This is a genomic window from Bradyrhizobium lablabi (genome assembly GCF_900141755.1).
GTDB classification, from domain to species: Bacteria; Pseudomonadota; Alphaproteobacteria; order Rhizobiales; family Xanthobacteraceae; genus Bradyrhizobium; species Bradyrhizobium lablabi_A.
This window is the reverse complement of record NZ_LT670844.1, coordinates 2,333,383-2,349,732: the sequence shown is the minus strand read 5'-3', so window position 1 is coordinate 2,349,732 and position 16,350 is coordinate 2,333,383. Positions and strand designations below refer to the sequence as shown.

At 62.5% G+C, this 16,350-nt stretch carries 12 protein-coding genes and 1 other RNA gene; 9 read left to right on the top strand and 4 right to left on the bottom strand.

Going from position 1 to position 16,350, the window contains the following annotated elements; genetic code table 11:
- Positions 1 to 369: 369 nt before the first annotated feature.
- Together B5526_RS10925 and B5526_RS10910 are read right to left on the bottom strand one after the other, a co-directional pair.
- The gene (locus B5526_RS10925; protein WP_079538200.1) at positions 370 to 630 is read right to left on the bottom strand and encodes a hypothetical protein; all 261 of its coding nucleotides are present in this window, start codon (positions 628 to 630) and stop codon (positions 370 to 372) included.
- A gap of 1,719 nt (positions 631 to 2,349) precedes the next feature.
- Positions 2,350 to 2,988, bottom strand: a complete 639-nt coding sequence (locus tag B5526_RS10910) for a TetR/AcrR family transcriptional regulator (protein WP_079538198.1) — start codon at positions 2,986 to 2,988, stop codon at positions 2,350 to 2,352.
- 191 nt (positions 2,989 to 3,179) lie between these two features.
- On the opposite strand from B5526_RS10910, the gene B5526_RS10905 reads away from it, so the two are divergent.
- From B5526_RS10905 to B5526_RS10880, 6 genes are all read left to right on the top strand, one after another.
- A complete protein-coding gene (locus B5526_RS10905) occupies positions 3,180 to 4,490 on the top strand; it encodes an HlyD family secretion protein (RefSeq protein WP_079538197.1) in 1,311 nt (436 codons plus the stop codon).
- Positions 4,491 to 4,549: 59 nt separating this feature from the next.
- Positions 4,550 to 6,136, top strand: coding sequence for a DHA2 family efflux MFS transporter permease subunit (locus B5526_RS10900; RefSeq protein WP_079538196.1), 1,587 nt, complete (start codon positions 4,550 to 4,552; stop codon positions 6,134 to 6,136).
- A gap of 40 nt (positions 6,137 to 6,176) precedes the next feature.
- A complete protein-coding gene (locus B5526_RS10895) occupies positions 6,177 to 7,166 on the top strand; it encodes a hypothetical protein (protein ID WP_154071253.1) in 990 nt (329 codons plus the stop codon).
- A gap of 10 nt (positions 7,167 to 7,176) precedes the next feature.
- Complete coding sequence (locus tag B5526_RS10890) at positions 7,177 to 8,679, top strand: MBOAT family O-acyltransferase (RefSeq protein WP_079538194.1); 1,503 nt, start codon at positions 7,177 to 7,179, stop codon at positions 8,677 to 8,679.
- A gap of 304 nt (positions 8,680 to 8,983) precedes the next feature.
- Positions 8,984 to 10,786 (top strand): ABC transporter ATP-binding protein, encoded by a 1,803-nt coding sequence (locus B5526_RS10885; RefSeq protein WP_079538193.1) that lies wholly within the window; start codon positions 8,984 to 8,986, stop codon positions 10,784 to 10,786.
- 78 nt (positions 10,787 to 10,864) lie between these two features.
- A complete protein-coding gene (locus B5526_RS10880) occupies positions 10,865 to 12,163 on the top strand; it encodes an O-antigen ligase family protein (protein ID WP_079538192.1) in 1,299 nt (432 codons plus the stop codon).
- Here the strand turns inward: B5526_RS10880 and B5526_RS10875 are convergent.
- A complete protein-coding gene (locus tag B5526_RS10875; RefSeq protein ID WP_079538191.1) occupies positions 12,157 to 12,897 on the bottom strand; it encodes a sulfite exporter TauE/SafE family protein in 741 nt (246 codons plus the stop codon). The two genes, B5526_RS10880 and B5526_RS10875, sit on opposite strands and share 7 nt — an antisense overlap.
- A 172-nt stretch (positions 12,898 to 13,069) precedes the next feature.
- Here B5526_RS10875 and B5526_RS10870 point away from each other — a divergent pair, with 172 nt between their 5' ends.
- Positions 13,070 to 13,789, top strand: a complete 720-nt coding sequence (locus B5526_RS10870; protein WP_079538190.1) for an alpha/beta fold hydrolase — start codon at positions 13,070 to 13,072, stop codon at positions 13,787 to 13,789.
- Between the two features lie 135 nt (positions 13,790 to 13,924).
- Here B5526_RS10870 and rnpB read toward each other — a convergent pair.
- Positions 13,925 to 14,382, bottom strand: an RNA gene (gene rnpB / locus B5526_RS10865) — RNase P RNA component class A.
- Between the two features lie 146 nt (positions 14,383 to 14,528).
- Here rnpB and B5526_RS10860 point away from each other — a divergent pair.
- Positions 14,529 to 14,879, top strand: coding sequence for a YciI family protein (locus tag B5526_RS10860; protein WP_079544900.1), 351 nt, complete (start codon positions 14,529 to 14,531; stop codon positions 14,877 to 14,879).
- A 78-nt stretch (positions 14,880 to 14,957) separates the two neighbouring features.
- A complete protein-coding gene (locus B5526_RS10855) occupies positions 14,958 to 16,199 on the top strand; it encodes an RNA polymerase sigma factor (protein WP_079538189.1) in 1,242 nt (413 codons plus the stop codon).
- The last annotated feature ends 151 nt before the right edge of the window (positions 16,200 to 16,350 follow it).

The following is a 16,350-nucleotide window of genomic DNA, read 5'->3' as shown; positions in this document are numbered from 1 at the left end:
GATGCAGAAGGCTGACCCTTCGCTGAAAGATCGGCCGGCCCAGACGCAACCGTTGGCGGGGACCGGAATCAGTGCCGGCTCCGGGACGAATATCGGCGGCAGTTCTGATGCCGTTGGGGGCGACGGTGCCGGCTGGGCGTAGGCGGCGGAAAACAGCAGAGCACTGATCAAGATCGTCCTGGCAGGCATAGTCAACATTATCGCCCCGCTATTGATTCTGCTTCAGATGCGGCCATCGTATTACAATCACAGAGATTACCGCATACACCACCCGCAAGACGCTTTGGTGTATCCACTCGATACTTTTCTGGCGGTTCTCAACCCATGTAACCCGTCCCCCGCGCGTTACGGCGGACTGGCCGGCTGATTTCAACGGACGGCCGATGCGACGTAAGCCTGTTGCGGAAACGACAGGCGACCGTCGCGCAACATATCCTTGTCGAGAAGCGCCTCGGCCTCGATCGCTATGTCCCTGATGGCGGTTTCGCGTTCGCTGTCGGTTCGATCGCCAAGCAGGCTGGCCATCGGCGTGGCAATCAGTTGAAATCGTACATAGTCGAGGGCCGACGGGAACGTGATCTGCTGCGTAATCGTATTGACGCGGAGCTGCTCAAATCCCTCTGCGGTCATCAGCGCTTCGACCTCGGCCGCATCCTTGAAAATGTGTTCTGCACGTTTGGTCTTCGACGCATCCGCGGTGGCTTGTTACCTGCGTGCCGCCCCAAGGGTTATGACAAAATCTTGTCGCAGAGTCGCCCAGCGAACAGACCAAACTCTGTCGCCAAACCTATGATTACGTTAGGGCAACGGGCGATGCGTGTTTCATCTTCCACCGCGGAGCGGCCGATGTGTCCCGCCTGCAAACACAGGATGGGATTGGCTCGAATTTCGCCGGGCAAGCGGGGCTTCGAGCAACGCACCTTCGAGTGCAGCACCTGTCATCGTCTCGAGACCGTTTCCTTCCCTATGGACCCAATGAAGACCGACGCCCTGGGCTGGCTGGCCGGCGATCTAAAGCCGCCGCGCTAGCGGCTTAAAGCTTCGGTCTTGAAAGAGGATCGAACCAGATGAACAAATCCCCCGCGCGGGCACGGCCAAGAGGTCTGGGCGCTCCGCTCAAGTCGCAAGCGTTACCGAAAGACAAGCGGAAGTCGTTGCCCAGCGAACGACTGAAAGCAGCACACGCAATCGCTGCGGCTCGCTCCGGTGGGCTGAAGGCGAAGAAATGAGACGATGACAAGTGATCAGCCAGACTCACCACTGGCGGGGTTAGATCTAACCACGGCGATCCGTCTCCGGTGGTCGTTGCGTGACATCAAAGGCAAGCGAACCAAACTCATGCCGGTCAGTCCGGACGATCTCCGGACCTTGATCGAGATGGGCCTCGTCGAGATGCAAAATGAGGAGCCCGTGCTTACCGACTTGGGTCATCGGACACTCGATTGACAAGTCAAAACGGGCGAAAGGGAAAAGGAGCGGACGCGAACCTGGGCCATCTCGACAAGTCCCACCGTCGCGGCCTACACCAACACCGACCCGGCCGGAGAAACCGGCGCGCCCACAGCGCCGGCCGGACCCTCGCCACAGCGCGACCCGCGCCTTGCGTGCTAGGCTTTTTCGATCAGAACTTTTCCCATCCTACGAGCTTGATGGTGAGCGAAGTTTCATTGAAGTTTTGCGAAATCACGTTCGGCAAATGATGTTTTGATTTGCCCGACGGGCAAATCAGTAAATTGTGTCCAGCCCCTCTTGCAAAAATATTCTGCTTCGCGCTTGACCCAAATCACTCGTATATCCATCACCGTCTCGTTCCACAGAGGGGCGCTTCGCGGTCGTCACGGACGCGGAACGGGATGCGGTGGACGCGAGCAGCGCTATCGACGAACAGCGCTTAAGCGGACGGCGAAGTCGTGTGGTCCTGACACCCCGACGCTGGTGTCAAGTTGGTGGAAGCGATTCCACTGATGACGGTGGCAAAAGAGCCCGGTCACCGGGGAGAGCGCGAAGGAAGCCGTTAAAACCATTGCGTGCGGGAATGCCGGGTTGTTCCGGTGGACCTGTGGTGACTAACGCGCGTGTTTACTACACTACACGCGCGGCTGCGGGTGCATCGGCGCCCGGCATTCCCCACGCCCTCTTGGGGCGGAAAGTTCTTGCACAACTCGGGCACTTCGTGTCGCGGGAATGTGAAGCTGTATCCAGCCGTTGACTTCAGCTGTCATCACCCGCGAAAGCGGGTGATCCAGTATTCCAGAGATGCCAGCAATGGAACGGATAAGCCGCGGCGTACTGGATACCCCGCTTTCGCGGGGTATGACGACCTGGCCAAAGGTAACGTCCCAGCAAAGCTCAGCCCGCTTTCCTGCCGTACCCCGCCAAAAACATCCGCGTCGCGCTTTCGACCACTTGCGCGATGCGCTCGGGGGAAGGGGGCGGGGCGGCCTGGAAAATGAACGGCAAAAACAGCGATGCCTGGCACATGTTCATGAATTGCGACGCCGCCAATTGGCACTCGGGAATCGCAACATCGTTACGCTTCGCGCGCGCCTCGAGATAGGAGGCCAGGCGGTTGATGGTGTTTTCCAGCACATGCTCGTAATAGCGCCGGCCGACATCGGGCATCCGCTCGGCGATCGACATCACGGTGCGGATCGCCGATCCGCCGCCCGGCCGGCACAGCAACTGGATATAGGCCCGGCCGAATTCGCGCAGCGTGGTGGCGACGTCGCGTTCGGGGTCGAAATTGAAATTAACCTTCTTCTGGTCGAGCATTTCCTGCTCGACGATGGCCTCGAACAGCCGGTTCTTGTCGGCGAAATAGACGTAAAGCGTTCCCTTGGAGACGCCGGCGGCGCGTGCGATCTCGCCCATGCTGGCGCCGTCAAAGCCCAGATCCATGAAGACCTTGCTGGCGCCGGCCAGGATTTGCCGGCGCTTGGCGCTGTCTTCATCGACGAGATGGAGAGGTGTACGATCGGCTGCAACCATTGGTTTAGGTTCTCGGGAAAGATTTGAGCCCTCAAAACGCCTCGGAACGAAATGACCCTCTATATGGTCGGTAGGTACGTACGAATATATCTTGACCGAACCGTTCGGTCAATGCTAATTTCAACATGCGACGTCGCCGGGCGACTGCTTGCCCGTGCGTGCGTCGCTGCATTTGTAGTGGGGAGGCCGTGATGGCCGCAGCGAGAGACCAGGCCGCGCGCATCCTTCGCACCGAGCCAGAGAAGGCAGAGAGCGAAGCCGCGCGCGACAATTCGGCCGCGCTCGCCGATCAGCTTCGTTCGCATGTTGCCGATGAAACCGTTGCACGCCGTCCAGCGGAGACGCCGGTCAAGCCACCAATCGAAAAGCCGGCCGCTGCACCTGCCGCGACGGCGGCATCAGTCGCGCCGAAATCCGGAAAACGCAAATTTGTCCTGATGGGCATCCTGACCTTGCTCGCGCTCGCCGCGGCAAGCTACGGCGGATATTACGTCCTGGTCGGACGTTTTTATGTGTCGACCGACGATGCCTATGTGCGCGCCAACAACACCGTGCTCGGCGCGCGGGTGGCGGGCCATATCGCGGCGATCCTGCCCGGCGACAACACGCTGGTACGGACCGGCGACGTGATGTTCCGGATCGACGACGGCGATTATCGCATCGCGGTTGACGCCGCGCGCACCAAGATCGCGACCCAGCAGGCCACCATCGACCGCATCGGCCGCCAGGTCACTGCGCTGGAAAGCGCGGTCGAGCAGTCCAAGGCCCAGGTCGTCTCGGCGCAAGCCGGCGTGAAGCGGGCCGATCTCGATTTCGACCGTCAGCAGGCGCTGTCCGCCAAGGGCTTTGCCTCGCACGCGACCTATGAAGTGTCCGAAGCCACGCGCGACCAGGGCGTCGCCGCGCTCAAATCGGCGCAGGCCGCCTATGACGCCGCGCTCACCAATGTCGAAGTGACAAAGGCCCAGCAGGCCGAGGCCCGCGCGCAGCTTGCGGAACTGCAGACCTCGCTCGCCAAGGCCCAGCGCGACCTCGACTTCACCTATGTGCGCGCGCCGGTCGACGGCACCTTCTCCAACCGTCTGGTCAATGTCGGCGACTTCGTCGTCGTCGGGCAGCGGCTTGGCAATGTGGTGCCGCTCGACGACGTCTTCATCGACGCCAATTTCAAGGAAACCCAGCTCAAGCGCATCCGTCCGGGCCAGCCGGTGACGATCTCGGTCGACGCCTACGGCCATCGCAAATTCGCAGGTTTTGTCGACAGCATCTCGCCCGCGGCAGGCTCCGTGTTCACGCTGCTGCCGCCGGACAACGCTACCGGCAACTTTACAAAAATCGTGCAGCGGCTGCCGGTTCGCGTGAAGGTGCCGAAGGATGTCGCGCGGCAAAACCTGTTGCGCGCGGGCATGTCGGTCTATGCCACCGTCGACACCCACAACGGCGCCGCCGATGCCGACAGTGACGCCGACCTCGACGCACCGACCATGATCCATCCGCAATAGATTTTGCGCATCGGGCGACGAGGCCCGGTGCCTGAGCCCGTCTCGAACCGAAGCAGATTATGGCCGACGCCACCACAGCCTCACCCGCCATGATGCGCGCCGCGGCGCCGTCGTCCGAGCGTATCCCGGCGCGGCGGCTGATCGCGTTCCTGATCATGGTGTTCGGGATGTTCATGTCGATCCTGGACATCCAGATCGTCTCGGCCTCGCTCACCGATATCCAGGCCGGCCTGTCGGCAAGCTCCACCGAAGTATCTTGGGTCCAGACCTCGTATCTGATCGCCGAAGTGATCGCGATCCCACTGTCCGGGTTCCTGTCGCGCGCGTTCGGCACGCGGTTGTTGTTCGCGATCTCCGCCTCCGGCTTCACCATCGCGAGCTTCCTGTGCGGGTTCGCCTCCTCGATCGAACAGATGATCCTGTGGCGTGCGATCCAGGGATTTTTGGGTGCCGGCATGATCCCGACGGTGTTCGCTTCGGCCTATACGGTGTTTCCGCGCTCGAAATTCTACATCGTCGGCCCCATCATCGGCCTGGTCGCGACGCTGGCGCCGACCATTGGCCCGACCGTCGGCGGCATCATCACCGACCTGATGTCGTGGCACTGGCTGTTCTTCATCAACGTCGTCCCCGGCATCGGCATCACCATCGGCGTGCTGGCGCTGGTCGATTTCGACCAGCCGAATTTCGAACTGCTCGATCGCTTCGACTGGTTCGGCCTGATCGCGATGGCGGGGTTTTTGGGCGCGCTCGAATATGTGCTCGAGGAAGGCCCGCAATATGAATGGCTGCAGGATACTTCCGTGGCGATCTGCGCCGCGGTCTGCGCGGTCTCGGCGATCGCCTTCTTCTACCGCGTCCTGACGGCGGAGGAGCCCATTGTCGACATCCGCGCCTTCACCGACCGCAATTTCGGCATCGGCTGCCTGATCTCGTTCGGCGTCGGCATCGGCCTTTACGGGTTGACCTACATGTATCCGCGCTATCTCGCCGAGGTGCGCGGCTATAGCGCGCTGATGATCGGCGAGACCATGTTCGTCTCCGGCGTCACCATGTTCCTGACCGCGCCGCTGGTCGGACGGCTGATGCTCAAGGTCGACATGCGCTACATCATCGCCGCCGGCCTGATTATTTTCGGGCTCGGCTCCTGGCAGATGACGTGGATCACCCGCGACTATGATTTCTACGAGCTGTTGCTGCCGCAGATCCTGCGCGGCATCGGCATGATGTTCGCGATGGTGCCGACCAACAATATCGCGCTCGGGACGCTGCCGCCGGACCGTGTGAAGAACGCCTCGGGATTGTTCAACCTGACGCGCAATCTCGGCGGCGCGGTCGGGCTCGCCATCATCAACCAGGTACTCAACGAGCGCACCGATTTGCATATCACGCGGCTGCAGGAGCGCGTCACCTGGGGCAATGCGACGGCGACCGAGACGCTCTCGATGTTCACCCAGCGCCTGCAGGGCATGGGCGATTCCGCGCTGATGGCGATGAAGCAATTGTCCCAGATCGTGCACCGCCAGGCGGTGGTGATGGGATATGGCGACGCCTTTTTCATGCTGACGCTGTTCTATTTCGGCCTCAGCCTGTTGGTCATGCTGCTGAAGAAGCCGGCCGTGGCCGCGACCGAGCCGGCGCATTAGCAATATTGTCTGGCGCAGCCGTTCATGCTTGAACGGCGCCATGATGCGCAGCCTTTCTATTTCCGACAGCGGATCGCTGAAGCGTGTGCAGGCGGCCTCCGCGCGATGGATCGCCGCCGCGCTGGCGCTGACGGCGGTGGTGTGGCTATTGGCGCTGGCGGGACTGTTGGCGATCGCCGATCGCGTCCATGACGACGTGCCGGCCATGCTTGCCGTAAAGCTGCCGCTGCTCTCGTCGCGTCCCGAACTGATCTTCGCCGGCGAGAGCCGTACCGTCTATCAGGTCGATCCGGCCTTGGCCGCACAACTGCTCGGCAAGCCGAAGGGCTTTGCCGTCAACATCGCCTATGACGCCGGCGAGCCATTGGCGCTTCTCGCCGCCATCCGCCGCGCGCCGGCGTCGTTCCAGAAGGCGCATGTCGTCATGAGCGTCGCGCCATTCCTGTTCAATGAGGGCGTCCGCTCCGCCGCGGTTTATCCGCAGGACGTCGCCGCAAGGCTCGGCGTCGCCGAGCAGATGGTTACGTTCCTGCCGCTGCGGATCGGCACCCTGATCCGCTTCATCCGCGAAGCCTTCAACGCGCGGCTCGTTGCCGATCAAGATGTCGCTGATCTCGGCGCGGCGCCCACCTCGCTCGGCTTGAGGATCATCGACTATACGCAGGGCGACGACCGCTGGCCCGCCGATATCGGCTCGCACGCCCATTACGGCAATTGGGATCTGTCCGGTCCCAAGGCGCGCTTCGAGATCGGCGCGCTCTGCGACATGGTGGCGCTGACCAAGAAGCTCACGGTCGTGGTGCCGCCCTGGGCGCCGCGCTACGACCGCGCACATGACCCGGGTTGGCGCGACAAGGACGATCAATATGCCGCGCTGGTCACCGATGCCGGCCGCCGCTGCGGCTTCGAGGTCCTCAATATCCAGTCGGTTCCCGGGCTGGAGCAGGCCAATTACGCCGACGAGATGCACGTCAACGCCTCCGGTGTGCCGATCTACACGCGCTATCTCGTGTCGCGGCTGAAGCGTTAGCCGCACCGCGATGCTATTCTCCTCCTACACCTTCTTGTTCCAGTTCCTGCCCGGCACCGTGCTGGCCTTTGCCGCCGCGCGCCGCCATTCGCCGCGCGCCGGCATTATGGTGCTGGCGGCGGCGTCGCTCGTCTTCTACGCCGCGTGGCAGCCGGTCTATCTCTTGCTGCTGCTCGCCTCGATCGCGGTGAATTTCTCGCTCGGCCTGCGGATGGAAGACCCGCTGCGCCGCCGCGCCATCGGCACCCTTGGCGTCGCGCTCAATCTCGCGCTGCTCTGTTACTTCAAATACACCAACTTCATCTTCGACAGCATCAATACAATGACCGGCGCGCCGCTGCCGTTCTTCAACATCGTGCTGCCGCTCGGCATCTCCTTCTTCACCTTCCAGCAGATCGCCTATCTGGTCGATGTGATGCGCGGCGCCAAGGTCGAGCGCGATATCGTCAGCTACACGTTATTCGTGTCGTTCTTCCCGCATCTGATCGCGGGCCCCCTGGTGCATCACGCCGAGATGATCCCGCAGTTCAAGCGCGGGCGCACATCCCGTTCCGCGGTGCTGGCGGCGAGGGGCCTTGCGATCTTCGCTGCCGGATTATTCAAGAAAGTCGTGATCGCCGACAACCTCGCGCAGTTCGTCTCGCCGGTATTCGCGCATCTCGATGCCGGCGGCAGCGTCACCACATCATGGGCGTGGCTTGCGACATCAGCCTACACCTTGCAGATCTATTTCGACTTCTCCGGCTATTCCGACATGGCGGTCGGACTTGCGCTGTTGTTCGGCATCCGCCTGCCGGTGAATTTTCGCTCGCCTTATCGGGCGAGTTCGATCATCGAATTCTGGCGGCGCTGGCACATCACGCTGTCGCGGTTCCTGCGCGACTATCTCTACATTCCGATCGGCGGCAACCGGCTCGGCGAGCAGCGCCGCTACATCAATCTTATGGTGACGATGCTGCTCGGTGGGCTCTGGCACGGGGCGGGGTGGAATTTTCTGGTCTGGGGCGGGCTGCATGGGGTCTATCTCAGTATCAATCATCTTTGGCGCGCCTGGCGTGGCGGCGATAAGCCCGCCGCTGCGACGGGGTTCGTTGCAAAAGGACTGTCGTGGTTCATCACGTTCGTTGCCGTGATCTTCGCCTGGGTGTTCTTCCGCGCGCGGACCATGGCGGGGGCATGGCAGATGCTGGGCGGCCTCGTGGGAGTTAAGGCCGGCAGTTCCGCTTACGCCTCCTCCGGCATCCTGCGGCTGATGGATTTGCCGGTCCTGGTCGGCGAGGAGCGGCTGTTGCTGATCGGCGGTGGTGCGGTGACGCTGGCGCTTCTGATCGCGCTTTGCCTGCCGAACGTCCCGCAACTGTTCGGTTATCGCGAATACCGCCGCGCGCCGGAAAAGGCTATTTGGCTGCGATGGCGGCCGAACGCGGCATGGGCGCTGGTGTCAGCATTCGCATTCGCGATCTCGCTGTTCGGCATGTGGCAACGGCTCGAATTTCTGTACTTCCAGTTCTGAGCGCGCCGCCGATATTGCAAATCAGCCGCGATGCATTTATAAGCAACGCATTGTCGCTCGAACCGGGGAGATTTGCATGATTTCGTCATATTCGCAGATCGTACGCCCGCGTCCGATGCCCATGCTGGACGCCTGTTTCGCCCTTTGAGGGCGGTTTCCGTCAGCATCGACCGGGCCTGACGTCCCGATCATCCCAAGCTTCCCAGTAAGTTACCTGTTTTCAACGACGCTTGCGTTCGGCCCGTTGCCGTCCGCGCGTCCATCAACGGAGCCGGCGCGCGCGAAAGCGTAGCCGGATGACGCCATGACCGTTTTTCACACCAAACGCGCCGCTGCCATTCGTGTGGTGTTGCCGTTCGTGTTCCGCCACTGGCTCAACCAGCCTGTGATGGCCGCAACCACCGCCGCCGGCCTGTTAGGGGCCACCATGGCCGACCTGTTCATGCCGGTATTCTCAGGCCATCTCGTCGACGCCATGACCTCCGCCGCGTCGGACCCCGTCGCACGCCGCGCGGCGTATACCGCCTTTGCCGCGATCGTGGGGCTGGGTCTTGCCTCGATCATCCTGCGCATGACGGGGCTATACACGATCGTGCCGTTCACGTTGCGGATCATGTCCGACGTGGCGCGCGACGCCTTCACGCGGGTGCAGCGCTTCTCCACCGACTGGCACGCCAACAGCTTCGCCGGCTCGACCGTGCGCAAGATCACCCGCGGCATGTGGGCGCTCGACCTGCTCAACGACACCATCCTGATGGCGCTGTTGCCCTCATTGGTGGTGCTGTTGGGCTCGATGATCCTGCTCGGGCTGCACTGGCCGTCGCTCGGCCTCGTGATCGCCGTTGGCGCTGCGATCTACATCCCGATGATCATCCTGTTCTCGACGCGCTACATCGCGCCCGCGGCGCGCGTCTCCAACGCCTGGGACACCAAGGTCGGCGGCACGCTTGCCGATGCCTTGACCTGCAACGCCGTGGTAAAATCGTTCGGCGCGGAACAGCGCGAGGACGTGCGGCTAAAGCGCGTCATCAACCGCTGGAGCGCCCGGGTGCGGCGGACCTGGCTGCGCTATACCTATACCGCCACCGCACAGCTTGCGGTGCTGCTCTGCCTGCGCGCCTCCGTGATCGGCGGCGCGCTGCTCTTGTGGATCGCCGGCCGCGCTTCGCCGGGCGATGTGACCTATGTGCTGACCAGCTACTACATCATCCACGCCTATTTGCGCGACGTCGGCATGCACATCAACAATTTGCAGCGCTCGGTCAACGACATGGAGGAATTGGTCGCGATGCATGACGAGCCGATCGGCATTGCCGACGCGTCCGGCGCACGGCCGATCGATATCCAGGACGGACGCATCGTGTTCGAAGACGTGACCTTCCATTACGGCGGGCACCGCGCGCCGCTGTACGACGGCCTGTCGGTCGACATCCGTGCCGGCGAGCGCGTCGGCCTGGTCGGCCGCTCCGGCTCCGGCAAGACCACTTTTGTCAAACTGGTGCAGCGGCTTTACGATGTCACCAGCGGGAAAATCCTGATCGACGATCAGGACATCGCGAAGGCGACGCAGCAATCGCTGCGCAGCCAGATCGCGATTGTGCAGCAGGAGCCGATCCTGTTTCACCGCTCGCTGGCCGAGAACATCGCCTACGGCCGGCCCGGTGCCAGCGGGGCTGCGATCGAGCAGGCGGCGCGGCTCGCCAATGCGCATGAGTTCATCCTGCGGCTGCCGAAAGGTTATGGCACGCTGGTCGGCGAACGCGGCGTGAAACTGTCGGGCGGCGAGCGGCAGCGCGTCGCGCTGGCCCGCGCATTTCTCGCCGATGCGCCCGTCCTGATCCTGGACGAGGCGACCTCGAGCCTCGACTCAGAGTCCGAGGCGCTGATTCAGCAGGCGATGGAACGGCTGATGAAGGGACGGACCTCAATCGTGATCGCGCACCGGCTGTCGACCGTGCGCAGCCTCGACCGCATCCTGGTGTTTGATCGCGGCGAGATCGTCGAGCAGGGCACTCACGCCGCGCTCGCCAATCGTTCGGGCGGAATCTATCGCGGGCTGTTCGAGCGCCAGGCGACGGAATTCGATCGTATCTCGGCGGCGGAATGAGGGATGCGGATTGCAGCGTTTCGGCCACTTGAGCTAGGTATCCGTGATAATACGACCTAAAGCGCGCAGGGGGCCGATATGACTGAAGCCGCGAGAAATGAGCCCGGGCTTTCCGGGCTCGCCCTCGTCATGTCCGCCCGGCGCGATCCGGCTGCGCGGATCCTGAATCTCGACCTGCTTGCGGTTTTGATCGCGATCTTGCTGCCGTGGTCGACCAGCGGCGTCCTGATTGTCGCGGTGCTCTGGATCATCGCGCTGCTCCCGACGCTTGAGATTCGCCCGTTCGCTCGATCGCTGGCGCGGCCGATTTGCATTCTGCCGATCGCCTTGTTCGGCCTGGCGCTGGTGGGAACGCTGTGGTCGAGCGCGCCCTGGGGCGAGCGTATCTTTGCGGTCGGCCCGACCGCAAAGTTCTTGATGATGCCGCTATTGCTTTATCATTTCGAACGCACGTCGCGGGGGATGTGGGTTTTCCTCGCCTTTCTCGCGTCCTGTGTACTGCTGATGGCGGCGTCCTGGCTGGTCGCCTTCGATCCCGATCTGTCGCTCAAACTCTATTTCTCGCACGGTCCTTATCAGGTGGCGAACGGGATCGTCGTCAAGAACTACATCGACCAAAGCCAGGAATTTGTCTTATGCGCGGTGGCGCTGGCCTATCCGGTCATGACGTTCCTGCGGGCGAATAAGACCTGGCTAGCGGTGCTGCTCGCGGCCATCGCCGCAAGCCTGCTGATCAACATGATGTTCGTCGTCGTTTCACGCACGGCGCTGGTGACCATGCCGATCATGCTGGCTTTATTCGCGCTGCTACATTTGCGATGGCGAACAGCGATTGCCGTATCGTGCGCCGCCGCGGTGCTCGCGGCGGTGCTCTGGAGCGCATCCCCGCAGCTCCGCGCCACGGTCTCGAAATTCTTCACCGACTATCAGGTCACCTCAACCCGGAACAACGAGACCGGCATCGGTTCGCGGCTAATTTATTGGGGTAAATCGCTGCGGTTTTTCGCCGAGGCGCCTGTGCTGGGATACGGCACCGGAGCGACGCGCCGCTTGTTTGAAACGACCGCGGTCAGCGAGGTCGGTGCACGTGCCCAGATCGTCTCAAATCCGCATAATCAGACCTTGAACGTGGCGGTGCAGTGGGGCGTGATCGGCGTGGCCGTGCTGTATGCGATGTGGATAGCGCATTTGCTGCTGTTTCGCGGCGAGGGTCTGGTGAACTGGATCGGGCTATTGGTGGTCGTGCAAAATATCTCGACCTCGCTGTTCAATTCGCACCTGTTCGATTTTCACGAGGGCTGGATGTATGTCCTGGGCGTCGGCGTTGCCGGCGGCATGGTGATCGGCGCGAGGCGGGATGATGCGCCGCTTCAATGACCGAGACTGCTCCAGACCAGGCCGATCCCGGACAGAAACAACAGGCCAAGCACGATATCGCGGAAATGATGGTCGCTTAACACTTGATAGGTGCGCGCGCCGAGCCACGCGCCGAAAATCGTTCCGGGCAGCGCCAGCAGCGCGAACCAGACGACTTCCCGGGTGATGAAACCGGTGCCGGCCTGCACGCACAGCGACGCCGTCAGCACCGTCCAGTTGAACGTCTGAAAAACGACGCGGCGCTCATCCTTGCCCCAGCCGCGCACGCTGGCCCACAGCGTTGGGATCGGGCCGGACAGACCGGCGAGGCCGCCCAGGATGCCACCGGCAAATCCGATCGCGGCGTCGGCGAGCCGGCCGCCGAAACTCCACGCGATGGGCGTGCTGTTGAAATAGAGCGCGGTCGGAAACACCAAGAGCAGCACGCCGACGCTCAATTTGAAAACATTGGGATCGGCGTGCGCGATCAGCATGGTGCCGAGCGGCACCCCCGCAAGGCCGCCGATCAGGAACGGCCACACCAGCTTGAAGTCGATCGCGTGCCAAATCGACGGCAGCGTCGAAGTCTGCGCGACGATGGAACAGATGATGACCAGCGACACGGCGATCGAAGGCGGCAACGCATAGAGCCAGATCCCCAGCGCAACGAGCCCGGTTCCGAAGCCGGCGAGGCCGGTCACGAAGCCGCCGGCGAATGCGCCGAGAAATAGGAGCACATAGGCGATCGTGGTCATTGCTGTTCAGGATTTCCTACGTCATTCCGGGGCGCATCGAAGATGCGAACCCGGAATCTCGAGATTCCGGGTCTGGTCCTTCGGACCATCCCGGAATGACGGTTGTAAAGTTGGCGAAGAGACGTTTTGTGCCTTATAGCGTTCCGGTCGCGATAACCAGTGAGGAAAAATCATGGGGGCAACCTTTCTCGTCTGCCACGGCGCCTGGTCGGCGGGATGGGCGTGGAAAAAGATGCACAAGCCGATGCAGGCGGCCGGGCATCGCCTGGTGACGCCGAGCTATACGGGTCTCGGCGAGCGCGCGCATCTCGCCGATCCGTCGATCGATCTCGAGACGCACATCCAGGACATCCTCAACGTCATCAAGTACGAAGACCTGCGCGACATCGTGCTGATCGGCCACAGCTATGGCGGCATGGTCGCAACCGGCGTCGCCGACCGCGCGCGCGACCGCATCGCGCAATTGATCTATATCGACGCGTTCGTGCCCGAGGACGGACAGTCACTGCTCGATCTGAACGAGCCGGCGCGGCAGCGCATGCAGGAACTCGCGAAGACCGGCGACGGCTGGCGCGTACCGCCGAACCCGACGCCACCGGATACGCCGCAAGCCGATCTCGAATGGCTGACCGAGCGCCGCGTCGACATGCCGATCAAATGCTTTCTGACGCCGCTCAAGCTGCATGGCGGCAGACTGACGTTGCCGCGCAGCTATATCTACGCCAAGCGCATCACGCCGGCGGACACGTTTGGTCAGTTTGCCAAACGCGCCAAGAGTGAGCCCGGCTGGAAGTATTACGAGATCGACGCCAGCCATTCGCCGAATGTGACGGCGCCGGAAGCGCTGATGGCGTTGTTGGAGAAGATCGTCAGCAACGGACTATATAACTGAATGTCATTCCGGGGCGTGCGAAGCACGAACCCGGAATCTCGAGATTCCGGGTCTGGTCCTTCGGACCATCCCGGAATGACAGTCTCAAAAATGGCGAGGGGTCCGGCGTTGTTGCGCCGAACCCCTCATTTAGAAAACATCAGCCGGCCTGTAAGCCGGGTTCTGTAGGGCAGCGCCTGCTTGTGGCAGGCGATACGTGACGGCCATTCCTCTGGGACAATGTTTGCACATTGCCTCGAGCAACCTACCCGGACGGCGAGCCTGACATTGCTCCCGCGGCGTTATCGCTTTCGCGAACTGCCCGCGTTGCCGTCCCTATTCGGTCTTGCTCCCGGTGTGGTTTGCCATGCCGGTTCCGTTGCCGGAGCCGCGGTGCGCTCTTACCGCACCTTTTCACCCTTGCTGCGCCCCCACCCTTTATCCCTCCCCCGCAAGCGGGGGAGGGTAGGGTGGGGGAAGCGGTTCGTTCTCTGTGGCACTTTCCCTGGGGTTGCCCCCGCCGGATGTTATCCGGCACCGTATGTCGATGGAGCCCGGACTTTCCTCTCCAGCCACCTTTCGGTGATTGCCGGAGCGGCCGTCCAGCCGACTGACGCACCTTGCATGGGGGCTCCGGGCCGCCACGTCAAGCCGATAACGCCAGCGGAAGCCGGCAAAATAAATTATCCTGAAGATGTCGTTTTGCGATCGGCCCGTTCGACTGGATGCCGGCGATCAAGCCGATCAAAAGGAGCCAATCATGCAGTATTTGTTGATGATCTATCGGAACGAAGCCGAATTCGGCAAAATGGACGCAACGGCGCGTCAGAAGATGACGGCGGAATACGGTGCATTCACCCAGTCCATCATCCAGAGCGGTCATTTCAAGGCCGGCGATGGACTGCAGCCGACAACGACTGCGACCACCGTGCGCGTTCGCGACGGCAAGACCTTGACGACGGATGGCCCGTTCGCGGAGACGCGCGAGCAACTCGGGGGCTACTATCTGGTCGAAGCCAAGGATCTCGACACCGCGCTCGCCATCGCCGCGCGCATTCCCCATGCCAGGACAAGTGCGATCGAGGTCAGGCCGGTCATGGTTTATGACTAAACGACTTCGTCTTCGTGATTCCGGGCTCGCGCAAGAGCGCGCCCCGGAATGACGGCTAGTTTGTTGAAACGGCTACCCATGACTCCCACCGCTATCGAAAAAATTTTCCGCGACGAGGCGGGCCGGGCGCTGGCAACGCTGATCCGCCTCGTCGGCGATTTCGATCTCGCCCAGGACGCGCTTCAAGACGCCTTTGCCGTGGCCCTGGAACGCTGGCCGGCGGGAGAGCCGCCATCGAATCCGCGGGCATGGCTGGTGAATGTCGGACGCAACAAGGCGATCGACCGGGTCCGCCGGCAAATGACGTTTCGCGGCAAGCAAAGCGAACTGGCGCATGAATTGCTGCTCAACGCGTCAGCTTCCGATGAAGCCGCCGATGCGATGGCGCTCGACGACGACATGCTGCGCCTGATCTTCACCTGTTGCCATCCGGCATTCGCCGCCGACGTTCAGGTCGCGCTGACGCTGCGCACGGTCTGCGGGCTGACCACCGCCCAGGTCGCGCGCGCCTTTTTGACCAGCGAAGACGCGATGTCGCAGCGCCTTGTCCGCGCCAAACAGAAAATCCGGCTCGCCGGCATTCCCTATGAGGTGCCGGACCGCGAAGCGCTGGCGCCGCGGCTGCGCGGCGTGCTCGCGGTGATCTATCTCGTCTTCACCGAAGGCTATGCGGCGACCTCAGGCGAGGATTTGATGCGGCCGGATCTGGCGCGCGAAGCGATCCGGCTTGGCCGCCTGATCGACGCATTGATGCCGCAGCGGGGCGAAGTCAGGGGATTGCTGGCCTTGATGCTGCTGCACGACGCGCGCCGCGCCGGGCGCCAGACCGCGGGCGGCGACATCGTGCTCTTGGAAGAGCAGGATCGCGGGCTATGGGATTCTTTGCAGATTGCCGAAGGGCTGAGGTTGGTGGAAGTGGCCTTGCGGATGCCGGGCCGGCCGGAAGCCTACGCGGTGCAGGCCGCGATCGCCGCCCTTCATGCGCGGGCGCCGAACTATCAAGACACCGACTGGCCGCAGATCGCAGGTCTTTATGAAGTGCTGCTGCGCATCAGCCCCTCGCCGGTGATCGAACTCAATCACGCCGCTGCCGTGTCGATGGTGGACGGACCTGCGCGCGCACTGGACTTGATCGACGCGCTGGAAGCGCGCGGCGGACTTCAAGGCTATGAACTGATGCCGGCGGTTCGCGCCGATTTGTTGCGCCGGCTCGGCCGCAAGGACGCCGCGCGCGAGGCGTATCTCGCGGCGACGGCGGCGACGCAGTTGGAGCCATTGCGGCGGCTATATGCAAGGCGATTGGCGGAGCTGCGAGACTAGGTAAGGGGCGAGGATGCTTTCTTACCTCTCCCCGTTCTTTACGGGGACAGGTCGAAATTCGAGTGCAACTCGAATTTCGGGTGAGGGGCAGGGCACACTGTCCACCTCGCGTCTCATCACTTGCGGATAGAAGAGCCCCTCACCCCAACCC

What these genes read in the sequence shown, in the direction of transcription:
- B5526_RS10925 (WP_079538200.1), bottom strand. Translation starts at nt 630, where the DNA reads ATGACCGCAGAGGGATTTGAGCAGCTCCGCGTCAATACGATTACGCAG.
- B5526_RS10910 (WP_079538198.1), bottom strand. Translation starts at nt 2,988, where the DNA reads ATGGTTGCAGCCGATCGTACACCTCTCCATCTCGTCGATGAAGACAGC.
- B5526_RS10905 (WP_079538197.1), top strand. Translation starts at nt 3,180, where the DNA reads ATGGCCGCAGCGAGAGACCAGGCCGCGCGCATCCTTCGCACCGAGCCA.
- B5526_RS10900 (WP_079538196.1), top strand. Translation starts at nt 4,550, where the DNA reads ATGGCCGACGCCACCACAGCCTCACCCGCCATGATGCGCGCCGCGGCG.
- B5526_RS10895 (WP_154071253.1), top strand. Translation starts at nt 6,177, where the DNA reads ATGATGCGCAGCCTTTCTATTTCCGACAGCGGATCGCTGAAGCGTGTG.
- B5526_RS10890 (WP_079538194.1), top strand. Translation starts at nt 7,177, where the DNA reads ATGCTATTCTCCTCCTACACCTTCTTGTTCCAGTTCCTGCCCGGCACC.
- B5526_RS10885 (WP_079538193.1), top strand. Translation starts at nt 8,984, where the DNA reads ATGACCGTTTTTCACACCAAACGCGCCGCTGCCATTCGTGTGGTGTTG.
- B5526_RS10880 (WP_079538192.1), top strand. Translation starts at nt 10,865, where the DNA reads ATGACTGAAGCCGCGAGAAATGAGCCCGGGCTTTCCGGGCTCGCCCTC.
- B5526_RS10875 (WP_079538191.1), bottom strand. Translation starts at nt 12,897, where the DNA reads ATGACCACGATCGCCTATGTGCTCCTATTTCTCGGCGCATTCGCCGGC.
- B5526_RS10870 (WP_079538190.1), top strand. Translation starts at nt 13,070, where the DNA reads ATGGGGGCAACCTTTCTCGTCTGCCACGGCGCCTGGTCGGCGGGATGG.
- B5526_RS10860 (WP_079544900.1), top strand. Translation starts at nt 14,529, where the DNA reads ATGCAGTATTTGTTGATGATCTATCGGAACGAAGCCGAATTCGGCAAA.
- B5526_RS10855 (WP_079538189.1), top strand. Translation starts at nt 14,958, where the DNA reads ATGACTCCCACCGCTATCGAAAAAATTTTCCGCGACGAGGCGGGCCGG.